The organism is Streptomyces pseudoechinosporeus, from assembly GCF_054783935.1.
The window spans coordinates 45,575-58,507 of sequence record NZ_BAAGPS010000018.1 but is presented as its reverse complement, the minus strand read 5'-3'; the positions used below and the strand labels follow the sequence as shown (position 1 = coordinate 58,507).

10 protein-coding genes are annotated in these 12,933 nt (G+C 71.5%); 5 read left to right on the top strand and 5 right to left on the bottom strand.

The features are described from left to right. Window positions 1–103 precede the first annotated feature (103 nt). From ACYVO6_RS22715 to ACYVO6_RS22695, 5 genes are read right to left on the bottom strand one after another with little or no spacing between them, the layout of a single operon-like run. Window positions 104–1,414 (bottom strand): DUF58 domain-containing protein, encoded by a 1,311-nt coding sequence (locus tag ACYVO6_RS22715; RefSeq protein WP_461063880.1) that lies wholly within the window; start codon window positions 1,412–1,414, stop codon window positions 104–106. Next, window positions 1,414–2,403 carry an AAA family ATPase gene (locus tag ACYVO6_RS22710; protein WP_461063891.1) on the bottom strand — a complete coding sequence of 330 codons (990 nt, stop codon included), beginning with the start codon at window positions 2,401–2,403 and terminating at the stop codon, window positions 1,414–1,416. The genes ACYVO6_RS22715 and ACYVO6_RS22710 overlap by 1 nt, the downstream gene beginning before the upstream one ends. Then, window positions 2,403–3,602 (bottom strand): DUF4350 domain-containing protein, encoded by a 1,200-nt coding sequence (locus ACYVO6_RS22705; protein WP_461063878.1) that lies wholly within the window; start codon window positions 3,600–3,602, stop codon window positions 2,403–2,405. Before ACYVO6_RS22705 ends, ACYVO6_RS22710 begins: the two co-directional genes overlap by 1 nt. Further along, a complete protein-coding gene (locus ACYVO6_RS22700; protein ID WP_461063876.1) occupies window positions 3,599–4,357 on the bottom strand; it encodes a DUF4129 domain-containing protein in 759 nt (252 codons plus the stop codon). Before ACYVO6_RS22700 ends, ACYVO6_RS22705 begins: the two co-directional genes overlap by 4 nt. A 4-nt stretch (window positions 4,358–4,361) precedes the next feature. Next, window positions 4,362–5,765: a glycerophosphoryl diester phosphodiesterase membrane domain-containing protein gene (locus ACYVO6_RS22695; protein ID WP_461063874.1), complete on the bottom strand. Its 1,404-nt coding sequence runs from the start codon at window positions 5,763–5,765 to the stop codon at window positions 4,362–4,364. 140 nt (window positions 5,766–5,905) lie between these two features. On the opposite strand from ACYVO6_RS22695, the gene mtnA reads away from it, so the two are divergent. From mtnA to ACYVO6_RS22670, 5 genes are all read left to right on the top strand, one after another. Then, window positions 5,906–7,051, top strand: a complete 1,146-nt coding sequence (gene mtnA / locus ACYVO6_RS22690) for an S-methyl-5-thioribose-1-phosphate isomerase (RefSeq protein WP_461063872.1) — start codon at window positions 5,906–5,908, stop codon at window positions 7,049–7,051. An 8-nt stretch (window positions 7,052–7,059) separates the two neighbouring features. Then, window positions 7,060–7,749, top strand: a complete 690-nt coding sequence (gene mtrA / locus ACYVO6_RS22685; protein WP_189327097.1) for a two-component system response regulator MtrA — start codon at window positions 7,060–7,062, stop codon at window positions 7,747–7,749. A gap of 1 nt (window position 7,750) precedes the next feature. After that, window positions 7,751–9,850, top strand: a complete 2,100-nt coding sequence (gene mtrB / locus ACYVO6_RS22680; RefSeq protein ID WP_461063870.1) for an MtrAB system histidine kinase MtrB — start codon at window positions 7,751–7,753, stop codon at window positions 9,848–9,850. Further along, window positions 9,840–11,678: an LpqB family beta-propeller domain-containing protein gene (locus ACYVO6_RS22675; RefSeq protein ID WP_461063868.1), complete on the top strand. Its 1,839-nt coding sequence runs from the start codon at window positions 9,840–9,842 to the stop codon at window positions 11,676–11,678. The genes mtrB and ACYVO6_RS22675 overlap by 11 nt, the downstream gene beginning before the upstream one ends. A gap of 266 nt (window positions 11,679–11,944) precedes the next feature. Next, window positions 11,945–12,712 carry a ComF family protein gene (locus tag ACYVO6_RS22670; protein WP_461063866.1) on the top strand — a complete coding sequence of 256 codons (768 nt, stop codon included), beginning with the start codon at window positions 11,945–11,947 and terminating at the stop codon, window positions 12,710–12,712. The last annotated feature ends 221 nt before the right edge of the window (window positions 12,713–12,933 follow it).

The following is a 12,933-nucleotide window of genomic DNA, read 5'->3' as shown; positions in this document are numbered from 1 at the left end:
AGCGCCGATGGTACTGCAGGGGGGACCCTGTGGGAGAGTAGGACACCGCCGAACAAAATGTAGAGAAATCCCCCGTGCCGAATGGCACGGGGGATTTTTGCGTTTAAAGACGTCCCGCTGCCTTGAGGGCCAGATAAGCGTCTGCCAAAGCCGGAGGCAGATCATTTGGTGTCGCGTCCACGACCGTGACGCCATGGCGGGTGAGTTGCTCGGCGGTGCGATGGCGTTCTGTCTGAGCCTGGGCTGCGGCAGCGGCTTCGTACACGGCATCGGTGTTTCCCCTTGCCGTGGCCATGTGCTCTATGTGCGGGTCGGCTACTGAGGCAACCAGGACTGTGTGGCGCTGGGTGAGGCGGGAGAGTACGGGAAGCAGGCCCTCCTCAATGGGGGCCGCGTCGAGGCTGGTGAGGAGCACGATCAGGGAGCGGCGTGGAGCTGTGCGGAGGGCGGTGGCGGTGAGGCCGCGTGCGTCCGTCTCGATGAGTTCCGGTTCTAGGCGGGCCATGGCGTTCACCAGGGATGGGAGGACGTCGCCTGCGGCTCGGCCCTGCACTTGGGCGCGTACCCGGCGGTCGTACGCGAGGAGATCCACGCGATCGCCGGCGCGGGAGGCGAGGGCGGCCAGGAGCAGGGCCGCGTCCATGGAGGCGTCGAGGCGTGGGGCGTCGCCCACGCGGCCCGCCGAGGTACGGCCCGTGTCGAGGACCAGCAGGATGTGGCGGTCGCGTTCGGGGCGCCAGGTGCGTACGGCGACCGTGGTCTGCCGGGCGGTGGCGCGCCAGTCGATGGAGCGGGTGTCGTCCCCGGGGACGTATTCGCGGAGGCTGTCGAATTCCGTGCCCTCGCCGCGGGTCAGGGTGCTGGTGCGGCCGTCGAGTTCGCGGAGGCGGGCCAGCTTTGACGGGAGGTGCTTGCGGCTGGTGAACGGGGGCAGGACGCGTACGGTCCAGGGGACGTTGTGGCTACCCTGGCGGGCGAAGAGGCCGAGAGGGCCGTATGAGCGGATGGTGACGCGGTCTGCCTGGCGGTCGCCGCGGCGGGTGGGGCGTAGGTGGGTTGTGATGCGGCGGCGTTCGCCCGGGGGGATCGTCAGTCGGTGGCGGGAGGCGGTGACTTCCGTGCCGGGCTGCCAGCTGCTGGGGGGCCAGGCGTCGCGGATGCGAGCGCGTAGGGGGCGGCCGGTCGGGTTGGTGACCGTGAGGGTGACATCGGCGGCTTCGCCCAGGCGTACCGAGGTGTCTCCGGAGCGGGTCAGGCCCAGGCGGCGTACGGGCGCGGCCAGGGCGAAGTCGCAGGCGCAGGCGAGGGCCAGGGGGATGTTCACGGCGAGGATGCCCGTCCAACCGGGTTCCCAGATGCCGACGGGGAGGGTGCCGAGGGCCGCGAGGAGGGCGGCGCGTCCGGTGAGTGCCATCAGCGGGGTACGGGGACGTGGGCGAGGATCGCGTTGATCACGGAGTCGGCGGTCACGCCTTCCATCTCGGCCTCGGGGCGGAGTTGGACCCGGTGGCGGAGCGTGGGAAGGGCGAGGGCTTTTACGTCGTCGGGGATTACGTAGTCGCGGCCGGTCAGCCATGCCCAGGCGCGGGCGGTGGCCATGAGCGCCGTCGCGCCCCGCGGGGAGACGCCGAGGGTGAGGGACGGGGATTCGCGGGTGGCGCGGCAGATGTCCACTACGTAGCCGGTGATTTCGGGGGAGACCGCTGTCTTGCCGACTGCGGCGCGGGCGGCTTCCAGAGCGGCGGGACCCGCTACGGAGCGTACGCCGGCGGCGCGCAGGTCGCGTGGGTTGAAGCCCTCAGCGTGGCGGGTGAGGACGTCGATCTCGTCCTGGCGGGAGGGCAGCGGGATCGTCAGCTTGAGGAGGAAACGGTCCAGCTGGGCTTCGGGGAGGGGGTACGTGCCCTCGTACTCGACCGGGTTCTGGGTCGCGGCGACCAGGAAGGGTTCGGGGAGGGGGCGCGCGGTGCCGTCGACCGTGACCTGGCGCTCCTCCATCGCTTCGAGGAGCGAGGACTGGGTCTTGGGCGGGGTGCGGTTGATCTCGTCGGCGAGCAGGAGGTTGGTGAAGACCGGGCCGGGCTGGAAGGAGAACTCGGCGGAGCGGGTGTCGTAGACGAGGGAGCCCGTGACGTCGCTGGGCATCAGGTCCGGGGTGAACTGGACGCGCTTGGTGTCGAGTTCGAGGGCGGCTGCGAGGGCGCGGACGAGCAACGTTTTGGCGACTCCGGGGACTCCTTCGAGCAGGACGTGTCCGCGGCAGAGGAGGGCGACGACGAGGCCGGTCACGGCGGGGTCCTGGCCGACCACGGCTTTGGCGATCTCGGCGCGCAGGGCCTCCAGGGAGGCCCGGGCGGCGCCCGGATCCCCGGTGTGCGCGGCGTTGTCAGTGGTCGGGTCCATCATGGACGGCGTACCTCTCTTTCGAGGGCGTCGAGTTGGTTGGCGAGGTGGATGAGGGCTGCGTCGTCGCGGGGCGGCGGGCCGAAGAGAAGGGAGTGCGGGGACGACTGTCCGTCGCCGGGGAGGCGGGTGGACAGGGCGGGGAGCAGGGCTTCGGGTGCGTGCGCCTGGGCGGGGGACAGGCCGACGAGGGGGGCGAGGCGAGTGCGGGTGGTGGAGCGCAGAGCTGCTGCGGCGCGGTCGCGGGCATTGGACTTGCGGTAGAGGCGGGCGCGGCCTTCGACGGTCTCAGAGGCGCGGACCGCGACGGGGAGCCGTTCGGGGACGAGCGGGCCGAGACGACGGGCACGCCAGAGGGCGGCCAGGACTGCGGCGATGAAGAGCTGCAAGGTGCCCCAGAGCCAGCCGGAGGGGATCAGGTCGAAGAAGCTGCGGTCGCCGGAATCGGTGGCCGAGTCGTCGGAGAGCGAGGGGAGGTACCAGACCAAGTGCGGGCGGGAGCCGAGCAGTTGGAGGGCGAGCGAGGCGTTGCCCTGCTCGTCGAGGCGGTCGTTGTGGAGGATGTCGGGGGCACCGAGTACGACGGTGTCGCCGTCCCCTTCGAGCGCCGGGACGCGCAGCAGGGTGGGCAGGCTGTCGCTGAGGTAGCAGGAGTCGGCATCGGGCGCGGTCGTCGTATAGCGGATGCCGCCGGTGTCTGCGGTGCCCGCTCGCTGGGCGGCGGGCAGGGCGCAGTCGGGCGGGAGCGTGGAGTCGTAGCTGGGCGTGGGGTCGGCGGTGACTCCGGGGGCGAGGGTGCCGACGGACGGAATGCCGGGCGCGACGAGGATGGTACGGCCGCCGGAGTTGGTGTACGCCGCCTGGAGTCGGCTCTGCTGGCGGTCGGTCAGCAGGTCCGGGGCGGCGACCAGGAGGGTGGTGTCGGGGCCGGCGGAGTTGCGCGCGTCCTCCAGGGTGGTGACCACGCGAGTGGACACGCCACGGTCGGCGAGGAGCTCGGTGACGGCTCGGCTGCCGTTGGGGTCGACGGAGCGAGGGTCGAGGCTGCCGTGTTGGGCGTCGGAGCGGACCGCGGCGATGGCGATCGCGGCCACAAGGAGGATCACGAGCCCGAGCAGGACACCGCGCGCGCGGGTCCACACCTGGCGAGCGGTGGGGGAGGCCGAGGTGGTGGACTCAAGGGTGGCCTCGGTGGTCATTCGGCGGCCCCCTGGCGCGTGCTGTGGGCCGTGTTCTGGCTGCTCGGGGTGCTGCTCGCGAGGACCGGCCTGGTGCGTTCCATGTCGCGGTCGAGTTCGGTGAGGCGCTGGTACGCCTGTGATGTGGCCGTTCGTCCGCCGTACGTCACGTCGTCGAAGTCCCGGGCCGCGGCGCTCAGCCGGTCCGTGTGGGAGGGGAGCGTACGGCCTGCCTCGGCGGCTGCCTCGTCAGCGGTGCGGCCGGGGCGGGGCTCGAGCAGGGCGCGCTCCTCCAGGGAGCGGACGATGGCGCGCATGCGCTCCTGGACGGCCTGGTTCCAGTGGCCCTGGGCAGCGTGGCTCTCGGCGGCTGCCCGGTGCTCGGCGGCGCTGCGCGGCCGGTCGTCGAAGAGCGGGGCGGCCGACGTGGGGCCGCGCCTCGGGGTGCCGAGCCGCCACCAGAGGGCACATATGAGCGCCGCTGCCGTCAGCGCGATGACGACGAGGCCGAGTGAGCCGCCCGGGGTCGCGGAAGAGGCTGCGCCGAACAGCTTGTCGAGCCACTCCCAGAAGGCGTTCAGGGCGCGCTGGAGCCAGCCGGGGTCGTTCTCGTGGTACATCCGCTTGGACAGCTCGCGCCGAGCCGCCTCCCGCGCGGGGTCGCGCGGGAGCGTCACCGGTGGTTCGTCGGCGGAGCGTGGCAGCACGAGTACGGCCGTGGTGCCGGAGCCCGGCAGCGCGAGCACCGCTGTGAAAACACCCCCCGACGGGCTCACCGCATCAGCTCCCCGGGGTGGTGCCGGGGGCGCCGGTGCCGTAGCCCTGGACGCCGGCGGCGCGGGCCAGGTCGAGGTCGAGGGCCTCGCGGCGGATGCGCTGGTCGATGTAGAGGAGCACGGCGACACCCGCGGTGATCGGGAAGGTGAGCATCGACCCGATCACCGAGCCGATCCCGCTGACGATGAGGAATGTCCAGCCGAGGTCTCCGGTGCCGCTGTTGAGGAGACCGCTGACACCGTCACCGCTCAGGGCGGCGGCGAGGAAGGCGAACGGGATCACGATGATCGAGGCGACGACGTTCGCGATGATCGTGGCGAGCAGCTGGATGCCGAAGACCCGCCACCAGGAGCCGCGGACCAGCTTGGCGGAGCGGCTCACGGACTTCAGGATGCTCTGCTTCTCCAGCATCAGGGCGGGCGAGGCCAGCGAGAAGCGGACCATCAGCCAGATCGCGACGACACTCGCGGCCATGCCACCGAGGACGGCGAGTGCGACACCGCCGTCACCACCGCCGGCGAGGGCGACCAGGAAGCCGGGCAGGGTGCCAACCGCGACAACCGCGACGCCGATGAGCGGGAGCAGGAAGGTGAGGCCGAAGAGTTTCGCCAGCTGGGGCCGGGCGTCGCGCCAGGCCTCGGCGGTGGTCACCGACTTGCCGAGCACGGCGCGGCTGGTCACGGTCGTGAGCAGAGCGGTCGCGACGATGGTGCCGAGCAGCGCGATCAGCAGAATGACGCCGGAGCTCAGCAGGGTGTCGCCCAGGGCGCGGGTGAGCTCGCTGACGGTGGCGCTCGGGTCGTTGAGGGCGTCCGAGCTCGCGGCGTCGTCCAGGACGAAGCCCTGGAGCAGGACCACGACGATCTCCGTGAACACCGCGACGGTCAGCGAGATGCCGAGGACTGTGCGCCAGTGCGTACGCATGGTCGACACGGCGCCGTCGAGGATCTCGCCGACGCCGAGCGGGCGGAGCGGGATCACGCCGGGCTTGGCGGCGGGCGGAGGTCCGCCCCAGCCGCTTCCCCAGCCGGGGTGGCCACCGGGACCGGGGCCGTAGCCACCGCCGTATCCGCCAGGGCCACCGGGGCCGCCGTATCCGGGGCCGCCTCCCGGGCCGCCAGGAGGCTGTCCGCCCCAGCCGGGGCCGGGCGGAGGCGGTGGCGGAGCCTGGGCCGGGCTGCCCTGGGAGCCGCTGGGGGCGGACCACTGGCCGGGCGGAGGCTGCTCCTTGGACCACTTCGTGCCTGGGCCGGTCGGGTCGGGTCCGGGCTGTCCCGGCTGATCCGTGGGCTCTGGGGCAGTGGGCCGGTCCGCGGGCTCGGCAGGGCCGGAGGCGTTCGGCTCCTGCCCGTCCTGCCCGTCGGAGGGGGCAGATCCGGGCGATGCCCAGCCCGGAGTGTCTTTCATCGTCGCTCCTTCACGGTGCCCGTCCGCGGTTGCGGCGGCAGGTTGGCAGCCATCGTGCCACGGTGCGGCCAGGAAGTGACCGGCCCCCGTATGGGCTGCACACCTTCAATTGTCCGCCCTGTACGGGGCAGACTGGGCGGATGGACGATCAGTACGTGCATATCCGCGAGGACAACGCGCCCACCGAGATTCCGGCGATCCGGTGGGATGAACCGCCGGAAGGCTCCGTACTGGTCCTTCTCGACCAGACGCGGCTGCCGGCCGAGGAGGTCGAGCTGGTGTGCACCGACCCTCCGGCGCTGGTGGAGGCGATCCGCACACTCGCCGTGCGCGGGGCGCCGCTGCTGGGGATCGCCGGGGCGTACGGGGTCGCGCTCGCCGCCGAGCGAGGGTTCGATGTGGACGACGCCGCCGATGCGCTCGCCAGCGCACGGCCCACCGCGGTGAACCTCGCGTACGGCGTGCGCAGAGCCAAGTCGGCTCACCGTGCTGCCCTGGCCGGCGGCGGTGACCAGAAGCAGGCAGCCGAGGCCGCGCTCGCCGCCGCTCGCGCCCTTCACCAAGAGGACGCCGAGGCCAGCACGCGCATGGCCGAGCACGGTCTGGCGCTGCTGGACGAGCTGCTGCCCGGGGGCAACCACCGGATTCTTACGCACTGCAACACCGGGGCGCTGGTGTCCGGCGGGGAGGGCACGGCATTCGCCGTCGCGCTCGCCGCGCACCGGGCCGGGCGGCTGCGCAGGCTGTGGGTGGACGAGACGCGGCCGTTGCTGCAGGGTGCTCGTCTGACGGCGTACGAGGCGGCGCGCAAGGGGATGGCGTACACACTGCTCACGGACAGCGCCGCGGGGTCGCTGTTCTCGGCGGGGGAGGTGGACGCGGTGCTGATCGGGGCGGACCGGATCGCGGCAGACGGTTCGGTGGCGAACAAGGTGGGGAGCTACCCGCTCGCGGTGCTGGCCCGGTACCACCACGTACCGTTCGTCGTGGTGGCGCCGGTGACGACGGTGGACCCCGACACCCCGGACGCGGCGTCCATCGAGGTCGAGCAGCGCGCCGGTCATGAGGTGACCGAGCTCATCGCACCCCAGGTGCCGGTGGCGGGAGCGGAAGCGGGAGGCGGGATTCCGGTGGCACCCCTGGGGACCCAGGCGTACAACCCGGCGTTCGACGTGACACCCCCCGAACTGGTGACGGCGATCGTCACCGAAGAGGGCGCCGTTTCGCCCGTCACGGCAGAGGCGCTTGCCGAGCTGTGTGCCAGGTCACGCCAGGTAACGATTTAGTTAATGGGATGATGGCATTCATGAAGGGACGAGTCCTTGTCGTCGATGACGACACCGCACTGGCCGAGATGCTCGGCATTGTGCTGCGTGGTGAAGGTTTTGAACCGTCTTTCGTAGCCGACGGCGACAAGGCGCTGGCCGCTTTCCGTGAGACCAAGCCCGATCTGGTGCTGCTCGATCTGATGCTGCCTGGGCGGGACGGTATCGAGGTGTGCCGCCTGATCAGGGCGGAGTCCGGGGTGCCGATCGTGATGCTCACGGCGAAGAGCGACACCGTCGATGTGGTGGTCGGGCTCGAATCGGGCGCTGATGACTACATCGTGAAGCCGTTCAAGCCGAAGGAGCTGGTGGCGCGGATCCGGGCGCGGCTGCGGAGGTCGGAGGAGCCGGCGCCCGAGCAGCTCGCCATCGGCGACCTGGTCATCGATGTGGCCGGTCACTCCGTGAAGCGGGAGGGGCAGTCGATCGCGCTGACGCCGCTGGAGTTCGACCTGCTGGTGGCGCTGGCCCGGAAGCCCTGGCAGGTGTTCACGCGTGAGGTGCTCCTCGAGCAGGTGTGGGGCTACCGGCACGCGGCGGACACCCGCCTTGTCAATGTTCATGTGCAGCGGCTGCGTTCCAAGGTCGAGAAGGATCCGGAGCGGCCGGAAATCGTGGTGACTGTCCGTGGCGTCGGTTACAAGGCCGGACCCAGCTGACATGTCCCGGGACAGTGCCGCTTCGGCGCCCGGTCAGCCGGGCAGCCGCTCGCGGCCTGTCGGCCGGAAGACGACGAGCTCCTTCTGGGCTCGGTTCAGCGAGGGCTGGCTGCTGCAGGGCGGGGTCCAGGGCAGCCCCGTCCTCCGGCTGTTCATGCGCTGGGTGCGCCGTCCGTTGCTGCCCGTCATGCGGCTGTGGCGGCGCAACATCCAGCTCAAGGTCGTCGTCACGACGCTGCTGATGTCGCTGGGCGTCGTCCTGCTGCTCGGCTTCGTCGTCATCGGGCAGGTGCGCAACGGCCTGCTGGACGCCAAGGTGAGGGCTTCGGAGAGCCAGGCCACCGGTGGGTTCGGCGTGGCCAAGCAGCGGGCGGACGCGGCCGCGAGCGCCGGGGGCGACGACGGTTCGAGCACGGACGAGCGGCCCGTCCAGAACATCAGCGCGTGGCTGAGCGACCTCGTGGAGTCCCTCTCCAGTGGCGGACAGGGCGCCTTCGACGTGGTCACGCTCAGCTCCTCCAGCGCGGTCGCCGGCGCGGACAGCGGTGGGCGCGGGCCGCGTTCGTCGGGCGGCGTCGATCCGGCGACGAGCGTGCCGGAGGATCTGCGCCGCCGCATCGACGAGAGCATGCTCCCGGCCCAGAGCTACACCCGCATCGTCTACAAGACCGGCCAGGACTCCCAGCCGGGGCTGGTCATCGGCAAGCAGGTGAACGACCCGAACGGCGACCCGTACCAGCTGTACTACCTCTTCCCGCTCACGCAGGAGGAGAAGTCGCTCAGCCTGGTCAAGGGGACGCTCGCGACGGCCGGCCTGTTCGTCGTGGTGTTGCTCGGCGCGATCGCCTGGCTCGTGGTGCGTCAGGTCGTCACGCCCGTACGGATGGCTGCGGGGATCGCCGAGCGGCTGTCCGCCGGGCGCCTTCAGGAACGTATGAAGGTCACCGGCGAGGACGACATCGCGCGGCTCGGTGAGGCCTTCAACAAGATGGCGCAGAACCTTCAGTTGAAGATCCAGCAGCTGGAGGACCTGTCGCGGATGCAGCGGCGGTTCGTGTCCGACGTGTCGCATGAGCTGCGGACGCCGCTGACGACCGTACGGATGGCCGCTGATGTCATCCATGACGCGCGCGTGGACTTCGATCCGGTGACCGCGCGGTCGGCCGAGCTGCTCGCGGACCAGCTGGACCGGTTCGAGACGCTGCTCGCGGATCTGCTGGAGATCAGCCGGTTCGACGCGGGCGCGGCGGCCCTGGAGGCCGAGCCGATAGACCTGCGCGAGGTCGTACGCCGGGTGGTGAGCGGGGCCGAGCCGCTCGCCGAGCGCAAGGGCACGCAGATCAAGGTCGTCGGCGATCACCAGCCGGTGGTCGCCGAGGCCGACGCGCGGCGGGTGGAGCGGGTGCTGCGGAATCTCGTCGTCAACGCCGTGGAGCACGGTGAGGGCAAGGACGTGGTGGTCAGGCTCGCCGCGGCGGGCGGCGCGGTCGCGGTCGCGGTGCGTGACTACGGAGTGGGGCTCAAGCCCGGCGAGGCGACCCGCGTGTTCAGCCGCTTCTGGCGGGCCGACCCGGCACGCGCCCGTACCACCGGTGGTACGGGCCTTGGCCTGTCCATCGCTCTGGAGGACGCGCGGCTGCACGGCGGCTGGCTGCAGGCTTGGGGTGAGCCGGGCGGCGGCTCGCAGTTCCGGCTGACGCTGCCGCGGACCGCGGACGAGCCGCTTCGGGGCTCGCCGATACCCCTGGAGCCCAGGGACTCGCGGCGCAACCGCGGGCTGAACGAAGCGGGGCTGCCCCTCAACGGCACACAGAAACTCGCCACGGTGCCGGCGCAGTCGCACGGCGAGCACGGTGTACCGCCGATGCCGCCGCGAGCTCCGGTGGCACCGCGGCTGGCGGGCGCGGTGGATCCGGCGGCGCTGCCCGGCAACGGCGCGCGTGTGGTGCCGCGGCCCGCGGGGGAGGCGCGTGCGGTGGCGACGGCGCCCGTGGAGTCCGGGGAGCGTGAAGAGCCCGGGGAGGCGCCGTCCGAGAGTGGCGCGGGAACCGGCGAGGGGCCGGATCAGTTGAGGCAAGGGGAGGGATCTCGTGGGCGCTGACGGCGATCGCGGCGGCCGGCGGCGTCCGATGCGGGTGATGGCGTACGTCGGCTGTGGAGCTGTACTGCTGGCCGGGTGCGCCTCGATGCCGGACAGCGGGAATCTGCGCGACGTCGAGGCCTCGCAGCGGCCGGACGCGCAGGTCCGGGTCTTCGCGATGCCGCCGCGGGAGAACGCCCAGCCCGATGAGATCGTGCAGGGCTTCCTGGAGGCGCTGACCAGCGACGAACCGGAGTTCGACACGGCGCGCAAGTACCTCACTGAGGACGCCTCGGATAACTGGCAGCCCGAGCGCTCGACCACGGTGCTCGCGGACGGGCCGACCGCACTGGCCGAGCACAGCGGCAGCAGGGAGGTCACCGGCGACTACGCGTACGCGCTGACCGGCGACAAGGTCGCCGAGGTGGACGAGCAGTTCGCGTACGAGCCCGCCGAGGGCCCGTACAAGAAGATGGTGCACCTCACGGAGCAGAAGGGGTCGGACGGCAGCAAGCAGTGGCGCATCGACGCGCTGCCGCAGGGCGTGGTGCTCGGCAACTCCGACTTCCAGCGCCGCTACGTCTCCGTCAACAAGTACTACTTCGCATCGAACTCGCCGACCGCCGACCGGCTTGGGACCGTGGCCGATCCGGTCTATGTGCGCGAGCAGGTCGACCCCGTGACACAGATGGTCAAGGCGCTGCTGAACGGGCCCACCAGCTGGCTCAAGCCGGTGGTCAGGTCGCGCTTCCCCACCGGTACGGCACTGAAGAAAGGCGTCAAGACGCTCACGCCCGACGACCAGAACAGGCTGACGGTGCCGCTGAACAAGAAGGCCGAGGGCGTCGGGCAGACCCAGTGCGCCGAGATGGCGGCCCAGCTCGTCTTCACCCTGAAGGACCTGACGCCCACGGGCATCGACGAGGTCGAACTGCAGCGCCCCGACGGCTCACAGCTGTGCGCGATCAAGGAGGGCGAGGCCGAGATCATCGCCTCGCACGGCACAGGGCAGCGTGTCCAGTACGAGTACTTCATCGACGGCGAGAAGCGGCTCGTACGGATACCCGCCGGCAGCGAACAGCAGGCCGAGCCGGTGCCCGGAGCGCTCGGCGCGGGCGACACGGCGTTGCGTACGGCCGCGGTCTCGCGGAACGAGGAGAGCGCGGCCGGGGTGTCGCTGGACGGGCGCTCGCTGTACGTGGGGTCACTCGCGTCCGGTGCTTCGCTCGGGGATCCCGTGCTGCAGAGCAAGTCCAAGTCGGAGAACGACGGGCTGACGACGCCCAGTTGGGATGCGGGCGGCGACCTGTGGGTGGCCGACCGCGACCCGAAGAACTCCCGGCTGCTCCTGCTGGAGGAGGGCGGGGGCGAGCCGCTGGAGGTCAAGGCGCCCGGGGTCGAGGGGCGGATCGAGGCGGTGCGGGTGGCCGCCGACGGCGTGCGGATCGCGTTGATAGTGGAGAAGGAGGGCAAGACCTCGCTGCTCATGGGTCGGATCGAGCGGCAGAACGGCTCGAACGGGCGGCCTGTCGTCACGATCCACGAACCGCGCTCGGTCGCACCGCAGCTGGAGGAGGTCGCGGCCATGTCCTGGGCCGGGGACAGCCGCCTGGTCGTGGTCGGCCAGGAGGAGGGCGGCGTGCAGCAGATCCGGTACGTCCAGGTCGACGGCTCCACTCCGGTCGGGGCGCCGCCTTCCGCGCTCACCGGTGTGCAGGAGATCGCCGCCTCCGAGGACGAGCGGCTGCCGCTGGTGGCGCACTCGGAGGACGGGATTGTGCGGCTTTCGTCCGGTGCGCAGTGGCAGAAGGTGGTCAAGACGGGGACGGCGCCGGTCTATCCGGGGTAGGGCCTGTCCGGCGGATCATGCCGGAGACGCGCGGGCCCTGGCACGCACTCCCCCACTGCCTTAAGGGCGTGGGGGGACCCCCATCGCGTCGACTCCCTCCTCCGCCTTGCAGCTGCACGCACCAGGGCCCGCTCATCTCTGCTTCTCAGGGCATCCCTGGCTCTCCTCCGACCTGATCCGCCGGACAGACCCTAGCCCCGGAGTTGTCCACAGGGAGATATCCACAGGGGTGGCCGGACGGCTCAGGCGTTGGCACAGTGGTGGGCATGCGGGGGTGGTGGCAGGACCTCACCGATCTGGTGCTGCCGGCCGAGTGCGGAGGCTGCGGGAGGCCTCGTACGGTGCTCTGCCCGGGGTGCCGTGCCGCCCTGATGGGGGCCGCGCCGCGCCGGGTGCGGCCGCTGCCCGAGCCGCCGAGTCTGCCTGTGGTGCACGCGGCGGCTCCGTACGAGGACGAGGTGCGGGCGGCGCTCCTCGCCCACAAGGAACGGGGTGCGCTGATGCTCGCAGGGCCGCTGGGAGTGGCGCTCGCGGGTGCGGTGCGGTCGGGGCTCGCATCCGGTGGCGGGCCCGGGGCGCCGGTGCTGCTGGTTCCCGTGCCCTCCGCGCGGCGGGCGGTGCGGGCGCGGGGGCACGACCCGGCGCGGCGGATCGCGCTCGCGGCGGCGGGTGAGCTGCGGCGCGCGGGGACGTCGGCCCGGGTGCTCGCCGTGCTGCGGCAGCGGCGTGCCGTGGCCGACCAGTCGGGGCTCAACTCCCGGCAGCGGCTGGACAATCTGGCCGGCGCCCTGGAGGTGGCAGCCGGGGGCGCCCGGCTGCTGGCCGAAGGCGGCCGGGCCGTACTCGTCGACGACCTGATGACGACGGGCGCGTCCTTGGCGGAGGCGGCGCGGGCGCTGCGCGCGGCTTTTGCGGAAGTGGGAGACCGGCCACAAGCGATCGCCGGAATGGGCGATCCGAACGGCACCGGAAGCATGATCAGTGCGGCTGTGGTCGCGGCGTCTCCGGCATCTTTCGAAACAATCCGGAACTGACTGGGAAGTTGCGTCGTTGCAGGTAGTGAGAGGTTCAATTCGCTGGAATGGAGGTACACCGCCGTAGAGGGTGACGACATCCGTCCGAGCGAGATATGTTCGGTTGTGAGGGAATGGCGGGTGCTGTCCCTCGTATATCGGATTGCCACGCTGCGGGTTTCTGCAATCACCCGCGGAGGTGGGGTGGAGATCTTGCCCCTGGGGGAGGAGGAGGTGGAGTC